Annotated in this window: 18 protein-coding genes; 5 read left to right on the forward strand and 13 right to left on the reverse strand. The window is 50.6% G+C overall.

Going from position 1 to position 15,279, the window contains the following annotated elements; translation table 11 throughout:
• Position 1: 1 nt before the first annotated feature.
• Together AC3WQT_RS14275 and gpmA are read right to left on the reverse strand one after the other, a co-directional pair.
• A complete protein-coding gene (locus AC3WQT_RS14275; protein ID WP_492704621.1) occupies positions 2–1,345 on the reverse strand; it encodes a murein hydrolase activator EnvC family protein in 1,344 nt (447 codons plus the stop codon).
• 7 nt (positions 1,346–1,352) lie between these two features.
• The gene (gene gpmA, locus AC3WQT_RS14280; protein ID WP_492704622.1) at positions 1,353–2,099 is read right to left on the reverse strand and encodes a 2,3-diphosphoglycerate-dependent phosphoglycerate mutase; all 747 of its coding nucleotides are present in this window, start codon (positions 2,097–2,099) and stop codon (positions 1,353–1,355) included.
• A gap of 107 nt (positions 2,100–2,206) precedes the next feature.
• On the opposite strand from gpmA, the gene AC3WQT_RS14285 reads away from it, so the two are divergent.
• From AC3WQT_RS14285 to AC3WQT_RS14305, 5 genes are all read left to right on the forward strand, one after another.
• Positions 2,207–2,608, forward strand: a complete 402-nt coding sequence (locus AC3WQT_RS14285; RefSeq protein WP_423005782.1) for a rhodanese-like domain-containing protein — start codon at positions 2,207–2,209, stop codon at positions 2,606–2,608.
• Between the two features lie 14 nt (positions 2,609–2,622).
• Positions 2,623–2,889: a glutaredoxin 3 gene (gene grxC, locus AC3WQT_RS14290; protein ID WP_492704623.1), complete on the forward strand. Its 267-nt coding sequence runs from the start codon at positions 2,623–2,625 to the stop codon at positions 2,887–2,889.
• Positions 2,890–3,052: 163 nt separating this feature from the next.
• Entirely contained in the window at positions 3,053–3,529 is a 477-nt protein-coding gene (secB, locus tag AC3WQT_RS14295) for a protein-export chaperone SecB (protein WP_492704624.1), read from the forward strand.
• A 60-nt stretch (positions 3,530–3,589) separates the two neighbouring features.
• Positions 3,590–4,039 (forward strand): SH3 domain-containing protein, encoded by a 450-nt coding sequence (locus tag AC3WQT_RS14300; protein WP_492704625.1) that lies wholly within the window; start codon positions 3,590–3,592, stop codon positions 4,037–4,039.
• A gap of 109 nt (positions 4,040–4,148) precedes the next feature.
• The gene (locus AC3WQT_RS14305; protein WP_492704626.1) at positions 4,149–5,147 is read left to right on the forward strand and encodes an NAD(P)H-dependent glycerol-3-phosphate dehydrogenase; all 999 of its coding nucleotides are present in this window, start codon (positions 4,149–4,151) and stop codon (positions 5,145–5,147) included.
• Between the two features lie 19 nt (positions 5,148–5,166).
• Here the strand turns inward: AC3WQT_RS14305 and AC3WQT_RS14310 are convergent, their stop codons facing one another.
• The 11 genes from AC3WQT_RS14310 to AC3WQT_RS14360 form a co-directional block, all read right to left on the reverse strand.
• Complete coding sequence (locus AC3WQT_RS14310; protein WP_492704627.1) at positions 5,167–5,346, reverse strand: hypothetical protein; 180 nt, start codon at positions 5,344–5,346, stop codon at positions 5,167–5,169.
• A gap of 232 nt (positions 5,347–5,578) precedes the next feature.
• The gene (locus tag AC3WQT_RS14315; RefSeq protein WP_492704628.1) at positions 5,579–6,088 is read right to left on the reverse strand and encodes a GAF domain-containing protein; all 510 of its coding nucleotides are present in this window, start codon (positions 6,086–6,088) and stop codon (positions 5,579–5,581) included.
• Between the two features lie 21 nt (positions 6,089–6,109).
• Positions 6,110–6,307, reverse strand: coding sequence for a hypothetical protein (locus AC3WQT_RS14320; RefSeq protein WP_492704629.1), 198 nt, complete (start codon positions 6,305–6,307; stop codon positions 6,110–6,112).
• A gap of 50 nt (positions 6,308–6,357) precedes the next feature.
• On the reverse strand, positions 6,358–7,695 hold the full coding sequence (gene hslU / locus AC3WQT_RS14325) for an ATP-dependent protease ATPase subunit HslU (RefSeq protein WP_492704630.1): 1,338 nt from the start codon (positions 7,693–7,695) through the stop codon (positions 6,358–6,360).
• Between the two features lie 13 nt (positions 7,696–7,708).
• Complete coding sequence (gene hslV / locus AC3WQT_RS14330; protein ID WP_422941668.1) at positions 7,709–8,245, reverse strand: ATP-dependent protease subunit HslV; 537 nt, start codon at positions 8,243–8,245, stop codon at positions 7,709–7,711.
• 191 nt (positions 8,246–8,436) lie between these two features.
• The gene (locus AC3WQT_RS14335) at positions 8,437–9,828 is read right to left on the reverse strand and encodes an STAS domain-containing protein (protein ID WP_492704631.1); all 1,392 of its coding nucleotides are present in this window, start codon (positions 9,826–9,828) and stop codon (positions 8,437–8,439) included.
• A gap of 296 nt (positions 9,829–10,124) precedes the next feature.
• Entirely contained in the window at positions 10,125–12,149 is a 2,025-nt protein-coding gene (locus AC3WQT_RS14340; RefSeq protein WP_492704632.1) for a TonB-dependent receptor, read from the reverse strand.
• 108 nt (positions 12,150–12,257) lie between these two features.
• Positions 12,258–12,650 carry a hypothetical protein gene (locus AC3WQT_RS14345; RefSeq protein WP_492704633.1) on the reverse strand — a complete coding sequence of 131 codons (393 nt, stop codon included), beginning with the start codon at positions 12,648–12,650 and terminating at the stop codon, positions 12,258–12,260.
• Positions 12,651–12,920: 270 nt separating this feature from the next.
• Entirely contained in the window at positions 12,921–13,325 is a 405-nt protein-coding gene (gene dksA, locus AC3WQT_RS14350; RefSeq protein WP_110256573.1) for an RNA polymerase-binding protein DksA, read from the reverse strand.
• A gap of 206 nt (positions 13,326–13,531) precedes the next feature.
• Positions 13,532–14,614, reverse strand: coding sequence for a CobW family GTP-binding protein (locus AC3WQT_RS14355; RefSeq protein WP_492704634.1), 1,083 nt, complete (start codon positions 14,612–14,614; stop codon positions 13,532–13,534).
• Positions 14,615–14,659: 45 nt separating this feature from the next.
• Positions 14,660–15,160 carry a Fur family transcriptional regulator gene (locus AC3WQT_RS14360; RefSeq protein ID WP_492704635.1) on the reverse strand — a complete coding sequence of 167 codons (501 nt, stop codon included), beginning with the start codon at positions 15,158–15,160 and terminating at the stop codon, positions 14,660–14,662.
• Positions 15,161–15,279 lie beyond the last annotated feature (119 nt).

Raw genomic sequence — 15,279 nt, forward strand, 5'->3', positions numbered from 1 at the left:
CCTATTTAACGATCCAGTTGAGAGGATCAAATACACGTCCTTGATGACGTACTTCAAAGTATAAACCTGATTCTTCATTACCGCCGCTGTTTCCGGCACTGGCAATGACATCACCCGTTTTTACCACATCGCCGACATGCTTCAATACTGCCTGATTATTGCCATACAGGCTCCAGTAACTGCCGCCATGATCAACAATCACCATATTCCCATACCCCTTCCACCAATCGGCAAAAATCACTTTGCCCGGGGCGATGGTCTTGATTTCTGCACCTTCATTCGCCTTGATGAACATGCCTTTCCAGCTGGGGCCATCAGTGCGTTTGCTGCCAAATCTGGCAAGAATTTCACCTTTCACTGGCAAACGCAATTGCCCTTTCAGCTTGTCAAATTCACCTGCAGGCGGGGTTGCCGCCCTGGCTTGCCTGGGCGGCTCATCGTCGTCAATCGCATTGGGATTGGTGATTTTCGCTGGTTTTTTACCCTGTGCCGCCTGCCTTGCTCTTTCTTTCTGCGCTGCTGCAATTCTTTCCTGGCGTTGTTTTTCTTCCAGTGCCGCCCTGGCTGCATCTGCCTTGGCCTGTTCTTCAATCAGTTTATTTAATTGTGAGACCAGATTGCTCAGTCTTTGTTCATCTTTTTCCAGACTATCAGCCTGTTTTTTTTGTACATATAATTTTTCTGCCAACTGACTTACCAATGTGGCATGTCGTTTTTTCTCTTTTTCCAGCGCCAGCTTATGACTTTTTTCTTCGTCAGCTATTTCATCGAGTTCTGCCTTGGCTTCTTTAGCTTCTTCGGCATTTTTTTCCACAGCTTGAAGGCTGATGCGCAAGCCATCTATCAGTTTGGCCTGGGTTTGCGATACATAGCTCATGTATTGCAGTTCGCGGTTGATGCGGTTGGGGTTATCGCCAGACAGCAGCAATTTGATACGGTCACTGTCGCCGCGCATATACTGGCGGCGTAAAAAATTCGATAGTTGTGTTTTTTGTTTTTCAACTTTATCAGCCAGAGCCTGTTGTTGCCCTGTCAGTTGTTTGACTCTTGCTTCAGTCTGCGCCTGTTCTGCCTGCAAGTCACGCAAGGAACGATTGGCTTCGGAAATGGATTTTTCTGATTCAGCCAGGGCATCGCTGGCATTGTCCTTGGCCGTTTCAGTTTTGTTTATATCGTTTTTTAATGCCTTCAGGCGATTTTGCAACTCGGCCCGGTCTGCTTCTGCCTTGTTTTTTTGCTGGGAACGCGCATTACTGGCAGCCATGGCAGACGTTGCCACGCCTGCCAGGGACAGGCATAGCAAGCTTGCTATTAAAAACGGTGAAGACTTGGTTTTAAATGGCATTCAATGCTTATTTGGATTTACCCTGGCTGGCAACGGCCTGCAAGGCTGCTGCAATAGCGTCCTGGTCACCCAGATAATAATGTTTGATTGGCTTCAGGTCGGCATCAAGTTCATACACCAGCGGTTGGCCATTCGGGATATTCAGGTTGACGATGTCGTCGTCGCTGATGCCGTCAAGCATCTTGATCAGGGCGCGCAGACTATTGCCATGGGCAGAAATCAGGATGCGTTTGCCCGAGCGTATTGCCGGGGCTATGCTGTCGTCCCAGGCTGGCATGACGCGGGCAACCGTGTCTTTCAAGCATTCGGTCAGCGGGATCTGGCTGCGCTCCAGGCCTGCATAGCGCGGGTCATTGAAGGAGGTGCGGTCATCATCTTCTGCCAGTGGCAGAGGTGGCGTATCGTAGCTGCGACGCCACACCAGCACTTGCTCGTCCCCATATTTGGCCGCTGTCTCTGCCTTGTTCAAGCCTTGCAGTGCACCGTAATGACGTTCATTCAGACGCCAGTCATGAATCACTGGCAACCACATCAAGTCCATTTCATCGAGTGTGCCCCACAGTGTACGAACCGCGCGCTTGAGTACTGAGGTATATGCCAGGTCAAAGGTAAAGCCTGCTTGTTTCAGGAGCTTGCCGGCCTGGGTGGCTTCAGCCACGCCTTTTGCTGTCAAATCAACATCAGTCCAACCGGTGAAACGGTTGTCCAGGTTCCAGGTAGATTCGCCGTGGCGCATTAAAACGATTTTATACATAGTGTGCTAGAGGGTGAGATAAGATGAGATGAGTGATTTAGTATGCGATTGCGGCATCTATTTTATAATGACGCGCTTCTGATAACCATTCTTACTACTGGAATCCTGTGAAATTCATTATTGACAATATATTCTGGATAGGGCTTGCCATCATCTCTGGTGGTGCATTGCTGGTACCTGCTTTACAAAGACGTGGTGCCAAGGTGTCGCATTTTCAAGCTACACAATACATGAATCAGGCTAAAACCCTGATTCTCGATGTGCGCAGTGCTGAAGAATTTGCTGCCGGTCATTTGCAAAATGCCAAACATATCCCCTTGCCAGAGCTGAACGACCGTCTGAAAGAGATAGAAAAGTCAAAAAGCAATGTGGTCATTACTGTTTGTGCTTCAGGCGTGCGTTCTTCCAGCGCTGCTGGTTTACTCAGCAAAGCTGGCTTTGCCCAAGTGTTTAGCCTTGATGGTGGTATAGATTCCTGGAAGTCGCAAGGCTTGCCAACAGTAAAGTAAAGCAGGAGAGCATCATGAAAGCCCATGTAGTCATGTATACCACAGCCGTTTGTCCGTATTGCACGATGGCTGAGCGTCTGTTGAAGTCCAAGGGTGTGGACGATATAGAAAAAATCCGTGTCGATCTTGAGCCCGGCCTGCGTGAAGCGATGATGCAGAGAACCGGTCGCCGCACCGTACCACAAATCTATGTAGATGACACTCATGTGGGTGGCTTTGATGACCTCTCTGCCCTCGACAGGGCGGGTAAACTTGATCCTTTGCTGAATCCGGTTGATTAAAAGCAGGTATTTGCCGGATTTTCTACGGGTTTTGCAGCAAAATTGCTGTTTTTGCAGACTACTTGCTACAATAGCGCGCTGCGATCTTGAAATGGCTGGAAACGGCCCTATCTGCCAGTCTCGCTGTTCATTATTAATCTTTTAGAATTTTAGAAAGTTTCACATGTCTGACGAAAATCTGCAGCCCGTATTCCAAATTCAACGCGTTTATCTGAAAGATTTGTCGCTTGAACAGCCAAATTCCCCAGCTATTTTCCTGGAACAAGAAGCCCCTGGCATCGAAGTTTCCGTTGATGTCGGCTCTGAAAAGCTGGCTGATGGCATCTACGAAGCCACAGTAACAGTCACAGTGACTGCAAAAATCGGTGAAAAAGTTGCTTTCCTGGTTGAAGGCAAACAAGCCGGTATTTTCGAAGCACGCAATATCCCTGAAGATCAACTCGATCCTCTGCTGGGTATCGGCTGCCCGAACATCGTCTATCCTTACCTGCGTTCCAACGTAGCTGATGCGATCACACGTGCTGGTTTCCCTCCTATCCATCTGTCGGAAATCAATTTCGAAGCTTTCTACGCGCAACGTCTGACATTGGCTGCTGAGCAGGCAAATGCCAATACTGAAGCGCCAACAACTATTCAGTAATCTGCTTTATTACGATGGGTCTGATCCGGTTCCGGCCGGGTCAACCTGATGAAAGTTACCATGCGACGCTTGCTGACGCCTTTGCCTCTGTTGTTATTGACGCTGCTTGCGAGTGGTGCAGCCCAGGCTTTGGAATTCCGTTCTGTCGGTGCTTCACCCGTGATCATGTACGATGCACCATCTGCCAAAGGCGCAAAATTGGCAGTGGCACCACGTGGCATGCCGCTGGAAGTAGTGTTTACTTCCGGTGCATGGAGCAAGGTAAGAGACGTCAGCGGTGAAATGAGCTGGGTCGAATCCAAGGATTTGATCACCCGCCGCAGCCTGGTGGTGCGTGCAGCCAATGCCAAGATCAGGGCAACGGCAGATGAATCGGCACCGCTGGTATTCAGTGCTGACAAGCACGTCTTGCTGGAAATGGCTGAGCCTGCTGCTGGCGGCTGGGTCAAAGTGAAACACCGTGACGGCCAGCTAGGCTTTGTCAAAATCAATGAAGTCTGGGGTTTGTAGTGCCTGGATTTGAGTGCATAGACAGATGACAGTTTGCAAAAAAGGACAGCCTGCTGTCCTTTTTTTACATCTCCCCGGTTATTAAAATAAGCAGGAGTCAGGGACAAGTATGAATATCAGCGTATTGGGCGCAGGTGCCTGGGGCACGGCAATGGCAATTGCTTTTGCGGCAAAAAATAATGTCTTGCTGTGGGGGCGCAATCAGGCTGCCATGTCTGCCATGCAGGCGAACAGGCAAAATGATGACTATTTAAGCGGCTTTTCTTTCCCCGACAATCTGCAGGTCACGGCTGACTTTGCTGCTGCCATGGCACATGCGGCTGGCCCTGAGGGCTTACTGGTAATTGCCACCTCAGTCTCGGGCTTGCGCCCTACGCTGGAAGCTTGCCGGGCTTACCAGCCAAAAAACATCATCTGGCTATGCAAGGGTTTTGAAGAATCCACGCAGCTCTTGCCGCATCAGGTGGCTGAACAAGTGCTGGGGCAGGGCGTGGCTTTCGGCGCCCTGTCCGGCCCTTCATTTGCGCAAGAAGTCGCCAAAGGCCTGCCTTGTGCATTGACGATAGCTTCCAAGTCGAAAGACCTCAGTCAGTTGGTGGTACAAGCCCTGCATGTGAATGCCATGCGGGTGTACTCAAGCGATGACGTGGTTGGTGTGGAAGTCGGTGGTGCAGTCAAAAATATCCTGGCGATTGCTACAGGTGTGGCTGATGGCCTGGGCCTGGGCCTGAATGCGCGAGCTGCCCTGATCACCCGCGGTCTGGCAGAAATCAGCCGCCTTGGCGTTGCCCTTGGTGGCCGTTCAGAAACGCTGATGGGGCTGACTGGCGTAGGTGATTTGATCTTGACCTGTACCGGTGACTTATCCCGTAACCGCAAGGTGGGTCTGGCGCTGGCACAGGGTAAATCCCTGGATATCATCGTGCAGGAACTGGGTCATGTCGCTGAAGGTGTGCGTTGTGCACAGGCAGTACGTTCGCTGGCACAAGGTCTGGGCATACAGATGCCAATTACCGATGCCGTAGCTGGCGTACTGTTTGACGGGATTTCATTGCAAGAGATGATAGGTCGTTTGCTTGCGAGGGATGCCAAGCAGGAAACTCATTAGAAAACGCACCAGGGTAATATTAATATTGCCGCCGGTATTCGGGGGAGTGCAAGACGCGGTCAATGACAGTATCAGGTACGTGATGCCTGCGTAAAAAGTGCATGGCCTTGGCCAGTCCCAGTACTTCAAGATAGTGGATGCCAAGGTCGACCATGAAGCGTGTTGTCACATCACGCCTGCGCAAAGGCTGCCTGTGCATGTGTAGCATTTTCCGGCGTCTGCATCCTGCCATGATGCCATCTCCCCCTGGTCTGCTGAGTTCTGCGAAGTTTTGCTCAGTGTCAATAAACTCAGTGTAGAGCGACAAAGAACGGGCAAAGACAGAAATTATGCTGTTTTGACATAACTTAACAAAAAAGACCATGGCTGCCATGGTCTTTGTCTGCCCCTCGCCACATTTTGGCTGATTCTGCAGGGAACTGGTATTGCTATTATTTCAAATCTGTTGCTGCCGTAAAGATGGCGAGCAGGTTCTCCAGGCCCAACTGGTCTTCTTCGTTGAAGCGTTTCAGGCGCGGGCTGTCGATATCAAACACGCCATAAATCTCGCCATCCTTGATCAAAGGGATGACTATTTCAGAGTTGGATGCTGAGTCGCAGGCTATATGCCCGGGGAATGCATGTACGTCTTCTACGAGGACGGTGCGTCGTTCTGCTGCAGCCGTACCGCACACCCCGCGTTTGAAAGGGATGCGGGTGCAGGCAACCTTGCCCTGGAACGGTCCCAACAGCAGGTCATTGGGAAATTCTGCATCTGGCTTGCTGGCTGGTGCGCACAGGTAAAAACCTGCCCAGTTCAAGTCAGTGATGCTGCTGTAGATGAAGGCAGAAAACTGGGCTGCATTGGTGACCAGATTGCGTTCACCCTCAAGTACGCTGGCCAACTGGCGCGCCAGCATGGGGTAATCGGGTTTATCGCTGGCAGCAGGGGTATCAAACATGAGGGCGTTCCTGGAGAGTTTTTAATTTTTTTCCTGACTGTCCGGTTTTTTGGTGGCAGTAGCAGGTTGAGGTAGGGGCTTGGAATTTTTTTTCGCAGTCAGATAATCAGGCAAAACTTTTCTTGCCTGATTAGCCCTGCCTTTGGCCGATGCCGGGACTTGCGACGGCTCAACGCGAAACTGCATGCGTTGTCGTGTTGCCAGTGCCTTGTTAGCCATCTTAAACCCCGGATTGCAAATTGAAACTAAGATTAAAACTAAGTTTAAAATTAAAGCACGTAGCGTGACAGATCTTCATTCACCGACAAGGCTTCCAGACGTTCATTGACGTAGGCAGCATCGATAGTCACAGTCTTGCCGCTATTCTGGTGGGCATCGAAAGAAATCTCTTCCAGCAGCTTTTCCATGACGGTGTACAGGCGGCGGGCACCGATATTTTCTGTCGTTTCATTGACTGAATAAGCAATGCCAGCCAGGCGTTCAACGCCTTCAGGCGTGAAGTCTATCTGCACGTCTTCCGTTGCCAGCAAGGCTTGATACTGACGTGTCAGGCAGGCATCGGTGCCTGTCAAGATACGCTCAAAATCAGCGATGGACAAAGATTCCAGTTCCACGCGGATAGGGAAACGGCCCTGCAGCTCAGGTATCAGGTCAGACGGCTTGGCCAGATGGAAAGCACCTGATGCAATGAACAGGATATGGTCAGTCTTGACCATGCCATACTTGGTATTGACAGTCGTACCTTCTACCAGTGGCAGCAAGTCACGCTGCACACCAGCGCGTGACACTTCAGCGCCGCCGGTCTCTGAACGTGAAGCGATCTTGTCGATTTCATCGAGAAAGACGATGCCGTTTTGCTCTACATTGCGTATTGCATCTTGCTTCAGTTCTTCTTCATTGACGAGTTTGCCTGCTTCTTCTTCAATCAGGAGCTTCATCGCTTCCTTGATTTTCAGCTTGCGCGATTTCTTGCGGCCATTACCCATGCCAGAGAACATGGTCTTGATCTGCTCGGTCATTTCTTCCATGCCCGGCGGTGCCATGATTTCCATATGTGTCACACCTTCTGCCACTTCGATTTCAACTTCCTTGTCATCCAGCGCACCTTCACGCAGGCGCTTGCGGAAAGTCTGGCGGGTGGTGTTGTCTGGCGTTGCAGCTTCGGCTTCACTAGGATGGAAACCAAAGTCACGCGCTGGTGGCAGCAGAATATCGAGGATGCGGTCTTCTGCCGCATCTTCAGCACGGGCACGTACCTTGCGGGTAGCTGCTTCGCGGGTTTGCTTGATGCCGATGTCGACGAGGTCGCGGATGATGGTATCTACATCGCGGCCTACATAACCAACTTCAGTGAACTTGGTCGCCTCGATTTTGATGAAGGGGGCATCCGCCAGCTTGGCCAGGCGACGGGCGATCTCGGTTTTACCGACGCCTGTCGGTCCTATCATCAGGATATTTTTTGGGGTGATTTCATGGCGCAGCGGTTCTTCTACCTGCTGACGGCGCCAGCGATTACGCAAGGCAATGGCAACGGCGCGCTTGGCCTTGGACTGGCCAACTACATGTTTATCAAGTTCAGAGACAATCTCTTGTGGAGTCATGTTCATTGCTTATTCCAATTCATTCCAGTGTTTCTATGGTGTGTGACAAGTTGGTATAAATGCACAACTCGCCAGCAATAGTCAGGGATTTCTTGACGATGTCGACTGGCGACAGGTCGGTATTTTCAAACAGCGCAATCGCGGCGGACTGGGCGAAGGTGCCGCCCGAGCCAATCGCGCCTATGCCCTGATTGGGCTCCAGCACATCGCCATTGCCGGTAATTACCAGTGTGCTGTCTTTATCGGCCACCAGCAACATGGCTTCCAGGCGGCGCAACATGCGGTCGGTGCGCCAGTCCTTGGCCAGTTCTACCGAAGCGCGCATCAGATGGCCCTGATGTTTTTCCAGCTTGGATTCAAAGCGTTCTATCAGAGTGAAAGCATCAGCCGTGCCGCCAGCAAAACCGGCCAGCACCTTGTTGTGATACAGCTTGCGTACCTTGCGGGCAGTGCCCTTCATGACGATATTGCCCAGTGTCACCTGACCATCGCCGCCCAGGGCAACCAGGTTGCCGCGTCGCACCGTCAAAATGGTGGTGCCGTGAAATTGTTCCATATGAACCTCAAAGAATATTGCCATTCCTGCACACGACCACGGGTCATGAACATGCAGTATAAGCAGGCCAAATTACCTGTTTTGTAGAAAATGGGGTGTTTTTTCTGAATTGCAAGCGTGGACAAACCGGGTGCATAAATACCATCATAAGTATCACCACGAGGGCGGGCAAAAGCCCACCTCGATACAGTTTAGTGCTTGCGGGGGATGATGCTGGCGATGTTTTTCAGGCCCATGGCATTGAACAACATCATGACCAGGTAATTAACGCCTTCAAAGCGTATATTCATGCCGGCTTTGCTGGCGATAGGTGCCAGGCCGTTCAGTAATTGCGCAGAGGCACCGAATTCCACCCGTTCCAGACGGGTGCAATCAAGGATCAGCGGATTGTGCTGTTCTGCCTGCATGGCAATATTGGAAATCAGAAATTCTGTCTTACCTTCGACTACTTTCGGCATCATATAGCGGTCAGAGGCTTCTTCCTGCGCCGGGGCTTCAGGCATGGCGCTGGTGACATTGTTCTTTGGTGCTTCAAATGAAGGAGGCGACACTTCGAAAGTAATGCAGTAATCCATACTGACTTCTTCGAAGGCTTGCTCAAAATGCAGTAATTGCAGGATTTCCAGCAACAACAGCCATGGCGCTTCAGTTTCATCACGACGGCCTACCAGCAAGATACTGCGGATTTTATCCGCCAGGTCTTTGGCACCCACCAGTAACAAGTCATGGCCGGATTTTTTCAAACCCTTAAGGGCGCGCAATAACAAGCCACAACCTATGGCGTCTACTTCCTTGACGCGTGAAAAATCCAGACGCAGGCTTTTGCTCTTGCCCGCAGCTATCTGCAATTTTTCCAGTGATTTGATGGTGCCGCTATCGAGCTTGGCGGGGAAGCTGACATTCGCCACCGTGGTATCGCCCTGAGCTTCGGCATCATTGTCGTTGCTGGTCTGGTTTTCTGGCCACAGTGGTGGCGAGGTTTCAAATTTATTGGCGTAATCGAGCGACAGGCTTTCAAACTTGTGCTGGTCGTTCGTGATGCGATACAGGTCAAACAGCATTTGCCAGCCAATTTCGGTGGCACCGCCAAGCTCGTGGTTATGCACGGCCGAAGCCAGCATTTGCTCGGCGACTTCATTCTGGCCACTGGCAAACAGGATAGCTGCTTCTTCCAATACAGGCACGGTTTCGCTATAGGCGAGGGCAGATGCCGACATTTCTGAATTTTGCCCCAACAGATAATCTGTGGGCATCATCATAGGCAACGTGGTCTGGAATTCTACCGGCGGCGCTTTTCTTTCCAGCGGTTCGGTTGGTGCACCAAGGTCGGTTTTGGTAATGGTCGGTGGACGGGTCTTGACGATGTCACGCGACATTTCAAATTCTATGGCGTCAATTTTTCTCTCGGTGGCGCGGGCAATATGACGCTGAGCAATAATCGAATTGCTAAAAACCTCACTGTCCTGGAAACCGCCAATGACGGTATTACCATTCTTGGAGCGCGTCTTTCTCGAAGAAGATTTCTCGGTGGAGCGATCTTCTTGCTTGACACCTTTTTTACCGAAAAGAGAAAAAATCCCCACTATATTCCCAAATAAAAATAGAAGCGCTGACCACCCGGTAGCGAATTTGACGAGTGCTTAGTATATTCTGATTTCCGTTCCAATGGTTGACTGGGCTCAACTGCTCCAGACAGTTTTTCTTGAAATGTTCTTTTAATTGCTACGCAAGATCGTCGAAAACCTTGCAAAAAAGCAGCTTTTTTGCAGGAAATGGGGGCGGATGCCGCCTCCCATACCAACAGCTTATGAATTAATAACCTAAACGTCAATTACATCTGCTTACATTTTTCTTGCAATTCTTAGCTGATTTTTTAACATTAAAAGCTGACGCGCAATCCTGCCATGACATTTCTGCCGGGTTGTGGCAGGGTTTCTTTCAAAACTGAAGTAGAAAGACGGATATCCTGGTTCAGCAAATTCTTCGCCATCAAGAACCAGGTCAGCTGCATATTCTGATAAGGATGGGTGTAAGTCAGGCTGGTATCGACCTTGGTATAAGCCGGTGTAACAAAACCTTCAAAACTGGCCAGCCTGTCCTGACGCAAGGCATGCAAGACATCCACGCCAGCACGCCAGCCACCAGAGCGATAGCCGATATCAAAGCCGCCACGTGTCGCTGGTTGCAGGGGCAAGTTGCCCATATTGTCCAGGCTGCCGCGTGAGTAATCGGCAAAGGCACGGCCCGACCAGCCTTCACCCAGCAGGTTGTAACTGATCTCGGCCTCACCACCACGTATGGTGGCAGATGCCTGTGACCAGTTGCGCAAGGTAAATTCTGCGTCAGCATCAGGGACCCCTGCTTCATCTACCTTGATACCATTGGTATGGCCGTAGATGTAATTGTTAACCTTATTCAGGAAGGCATTGATCTTCCAGCGCAACAGACCATGGGTTTTTTGCAGGCTGAATTCCAGATTGCGCGAAGCTTCTTTCTTCATATCAGCATTGCCGATATCAAAAGTAGCCGTCGATTCATGCGGCCCGGCTGAATACAATTCTTCTGTCGCCGGGGCACGTTGCGCCCATGACAGGCTCAGGCCTGCGCCATAAGATTTGTCGAATTGCCATAAACCACCGACAGAAGCCGAGAATAAATTGAATTCACGCGCTTTCAGGCCAGTAATGGCATCTGGTGTGCGCTTCACATTTTCAAAACGCATGCCTGTGCTGGCCATGACATCGGCAATCTGCTTTTGCTCGACAAAGAACAAGGCGACAGAGTTGGATTTTGTACTCGGTACCGTGTCGGCACGACCTGTCTCGGCCGACAGGGCAGAGAATTTCACCTGTTCGGTCTGCAGACCCCAGCTACCTTGCCAGCCCGCCCAGGACGGATGGGACAGGAGGATGCGGCTTTCCAGCATCTGGTTCTTGAAGTCTGTGACAGGCGTACCGTCCTCGGCTTTTTCTGTATGTTTGTAATCAGTGGCACTGAATTTGTATTTCAGCGTATCGAAACCGCTCAATGGTGAATTGAGCAAACCTTCAATGTCGAGACGGTTTTGCTTCAAGTCGATGAAAGAGCGTTCTGCCGTTGGTATGCCATAGTGGTCATTCAGGGTTTGTACTGCGGCACCTACATAACCCCAGGACTGTATGACAGACGCACCCAAAGCCAGCGAAGATTCGCGTGTGAAGCTGGACGGCACGCGGCCACCACCTGAAGCGGGGTCACTCAAAGAGATATTGCCAGGTATCTTATAGTTGCCCGTTTCACGGCTGGCACCGTCTGCATGCAGACCAATCACGCCGCTGGAGCCATCAAGCGAGAACGACAGACTCTTTTCCTGATTCACGCTGCCCAGACGTACTTCGCCTTCGCCTGTCATTTTCCTGTTAAGGATAGTTGGTATGCGGTTGTCGATGACATTCACCAGACCACCAATGGCACCGCTGCCGTATAGCAAGGCCGCTGGACCGCGCAAGACTTCTATCTGTTGCGCAGTTGCACTTTCACTGGCGACGGCATGATCATTTGACAGGCTGGAAACGTCAGCTACACCCATGCCATTTTGCAGGATCTTGACGCGCGGGCCTTCCAGGCCACGGATGATGGGGCGCGATGCGCCAGCACCAAAACCGGATGCGGATACGCCGAGTTCGGCTCCCAAGGTATCGCCCAGTGAAGTGCCAACCTTGGCTCTGAGTTCTTGTCCTGACAATATTTTGGCTGGAGTAAGCACTTGCATATTCTCATCAGAGCTGATGGGATTTGAAGTGACGGTAACGGTATTGATAGTACCGTTTGCAGAATCAGTTTGGGATTGTGCCTGGACAAGCTGAGTAATAGGCGTCAAAAGTACCAGCACTGCGCTGGCGATCAGAGTGCGTTGAAAAACCATGTTATTTCCTGTTTGCGAATTGATGCAAAGAACGGCGACAATTCAGACGCAAAGCTGCATCTGAAAATCAAATAGCCAGAAGCATCCATCAGGATGTTCTGGTGCTGATCAGGCAAACAGGGAAGGCGGGGCGCGGGAGGAAAAAGGGACTTGCAGCAGGGCATGCCAGCTCAGTATGGCCGGGTTCAGGCTGACGATGGCCTTGCCGGACAAGAACCTGATGGCGTCCGGCACATGCTGCAGAAATTCAGCGGCACTGACGGCATCATATAAGGCACAGGAATGCAGGGTATTGCTATTCTCATCCTGGCTACCGAACAGTAAAGAACCCAGTTGCGCAGTTTGCTGCACAACACTGGAGGATGACTGGTTAGCAATCCCGCCCGCATGTGAGATGCGATGCGCCAGCCCCAGCCACTGTGTAAATAACAGTGCAGGCAACAGGACACACAGCAACCATCGCTTGCTGTTTTTCATGTTGATCTGGGAGTTGCGTAACATCTTGGGTTAAATTTCCAGTTGATACCGGGTCAAATTCAGGTTCAAAAATACTTGAAAATATGTAGCAAAAAACCGACAGTACATTGCCATTATGACAGCCGCATGTCTTTCAGCAGCATGGCTTGGAAAGAATTATCCAATAAAAGTTCAATGTCTTGCAACATGGTTGCATTCAATTCAAATAAAAAAGCGCGCAGTTGCCACCGCACGCTTTTGCAAATCAGAAGCGCTATAAATATTAGCTAACGAGAAGCTAATAAGGACTAATACTCAGTCGCCGTACAGTTTTTGCTTCATTTCACGTCTTTGCTGTGCTTCCAGTGACAGGGTCGCTGTCGGACGCGCCAGCAGGCGTGGTACACCAATTGGTTCACCGGTTTCTTCGCACCAGCCGTAATCGCCTTCATCAATACTATTGATGGATTGCTGTACTTTTTTCAGCAATTTGCGTTCACGATCGCGGGTGCGCAATTCCAGCGCATGTTCTTCCTCTATCGTGGCACGGTCTGCCGGATCTGGTACTAATACGGTTTCACGAAGATGCTCGGTAGTTTCGTCGGCGTTCTTCAATAAATCCTTCTCAAGCTGCTGCAAACGGGCCTTGAAAAATGCCAGTTGTGCAGCGTTCATATAGTCCTTCTCGCCCATCTTGAGGATTTCTTCCTCTGTGAGCAGAGCTTCAGGTGCGCTGACTGTAGCAGTCGATTTAGGTGATTTAGTTGCCACTTCGCTAACTTTCGATACGACGGGTTAATACATAGAACAAATCTGAAACAACATTTGCTCCAGACAATTATCCTCCCCTTATTGATAAAGTAAATGACATTTGCATGAATGCCACTTGCACGACAGACAACGTCTGACTTCAATAGCCCGCTAGTTTATACCAAACAATGCTCCAAACCTTCAATAAATATGTCTTTAGGTAGATTTTTGCCAATAAATACCATCTTGCTTTCGCGCAACTCATTTTCTCCCCACTTGGCACCGATATCAGTTCCCATGATTTGATGCACGCCCTGGAAGATGACCTTGCGGTCTGCTCCTTCCATCAGTAATACGCCTTTATAGCGCAACATGCGTGGCCCAAAGACTTGCACCAGTCCACCGAGAAATTCGTCAAGTTGCCCGGTATTGAAGGGGCGCGTGCTTTTGAAGACGAAGGCGGCGATATCGTCGGAATGATGGGCGTGATGATGATTGTGTACGTGTGGAGCATGGTCACCGTGCTCACCATGCTCTTCGTGATGGTGGTGTTCATGGGTGCAATCTTCAGTGCAAGCCTCATGTTCATGCTCCGCTTCTTCAGCACGCAGGAAGTCGGGGTCGAGATCCAGCTTGGCATTCAGGTTGAAGCCTTTCAGGTCCAGCACTTCACTGATGGCAATCTTGCCAAAATCCACGGCAGTGATCGGTGCACGCGGATTCATGCGCGCCAGGCGGGCACGCAATGTCTTCACTGCTTCTGCATCGACCAGATCAGTTTTCGACAATAGTATCTTGTCGGCAAAGCCAACCTGGCGCTGGGCTTCTTCATGTTCATCCAGTTGCTGCATGCCGTGGCGGGCATCGACTACCGTAACAACCGCGTCTAGCATGTAATAAGTGCCGACTTCTTCATCGACAAAAAAAGTCTGCGCTACTGGGCCAGGGTTGGCCAGGCCTGTGGTTTCTATGATGACGCGGTCAAAACTCAGTTTGCCTTCATTCTTTTGCTGCATCAGCTTGCTCAGCGCAACGATGAGGTCACCGCGTACCGTGCAACAGACGCAGCCATTATTCATTTCCACGATTTGCTCATTGCTGTCCTGCACCAGGATTTCATTGTCTATGTTTTCCTGGCCAAATTCATTTTCGATGACAGCAATCTTATGACCGTGATCTTCTTGCAGAATGCGATTTAGCAGTGTGGTTTTACCTGCACCCAGAAAGCCGGTGAGGATAGTGGTAGGGATTAATGCCATGATTTTTTCTCTAATACTTTGATGTACGGATTTGCGTAAGCTCGCTTATTTAGCGCAGTCGGCGCACCAGCCCTTGATGGTCAGCTCTATGTCGTGACTTTGAAAGCCGCGTCCCAGTGTGGTCTGCAAGGTGGCCTGCAATTGCTCACGCAAACCAGCCGGTTGTTTTGCATCGTCAAGGCAAAATACCCTGGCACAGCGTGTGCATTTGAAATGTCCGTGCTGATGCTGTGCCGGATGATTCTTGTTGCCTGCAGTTTCACTGCCAGTGCTATAACGAAACACCCTGTCGTCGCCAGAAATTTTATGTGCCAGCCCGGCATCGGTCAGGCAATCCAGTGCGCGGTACAAGGTGACTCTGTCCATTTCTGGCAAGGCGTCCTGTACTTCCAGATGTGACAAGGCGCGCTGGCTGGACAAGAGTTCAGACAAGACATTCAGGCGCGCTTCGGTCACGCGCACGCCAGCTCCTGACAGCAGGATTGAGGCTGATCCCTGATGATGGGCAGTTGTGGCCGGTTTGGCTCTGGTAGAGGGTGATTTCATAGTAAGTCCATCGTTTGCCGGCAGGCACAGGATCATGCTGTGCGCTGCCTGTATGTTCTCATTATGCCTCAAAAATGCAATTGAGTTGCAAAAGTATGTGATTCATGACTTTTTGGGTT

Source organism: Undibacterium sp. FW305-107, assembly GCF_058788535.1.